At 70.0% G+C, this 669-nt stretch carries 1 protein-coding gene; it reads right to left on the bottom strand.

The features are described from left to right. A partial coding sequence (locus SGA01_RS40800) for a DUF4097 family beta strand repeat-containing protein (protein WP_141303492.1) occupies positions 1 to 583 on the bottom strand: 583 nt, incomplete at its 3' end. Positions 584 to 669 lie beyond the last annotated feature (86 nt).

Raw genomic sequence — 669 nt, 5'->3', positions numbered from 1 at the left:
TGTTGTGGATGCGGCCGTGGGTGGTGCCGGCGTCGAGGGTGGCGGAGACACCGTGAGCGGCGCCGACCTCCAGGTCACCGGAGTCGGTGCGCAGCACGACCGAACCGCCCAGGGCTTCGGTGATGCGGATGTTGCCCTGCTGGGTGCTGAGTTCGGCGGCGCCGCCCAGGCGGCCGACGGTGATGTCACCGGCCTGCAGGGTGAGGTGGGCGCTGGCGGTCTCGTCGAGCTTGACCGTGCCCTGCGCGCCCTCGAAGGTGACGTCTCCCAGGCGTCCGACGCCGTGGAGTTCGGCGGCGGCGCTCTTCGCCTCGACGTGGGAGCCGGCGGGGAGCTGGACCGTGACCTCGACCGAGCCGGAGTTGCCGAGGATCCGGTTCTTGGCCTCGGCGGCCTCGATCCGCAGCACACCGTCGGCGTAGGCGACCGTGACCTGCTCGGCGGCCTTGATGTCGTTGCTCTTCGCGGCGTTGGCCGGGAGGACCTCGACCGTGGTGTCGGCCCGGTCGGCGGCGATGAAGCGGACCAGACCCGCCGGGACGGCGAGGACGACGGCGATCGGGGCGGTGGTGGGGAACTGCATGACGTACTCCTTGAGTTGCTGCGATCCGGGCTCTCGGACTCTTGTCCGCGCCGTTTCTGACAAGAGAAACGCTACGTTGCATTCAG

This window comes from Streptomyces gardneri (assembly GCF_006539185.1).
Classification (GTDB): domain Bacteria; phylum Actinomycetota; class Actinomycetes; order Streptomycetales; family Streptomycetaceae; genus Streptomyces; species Streptomyces gardneri.
The sequence above is the reverse complement of the archived record's forward strand: the minus strand, read 5'-3'. Positions and strand labels throughout refer to the sequence as shown.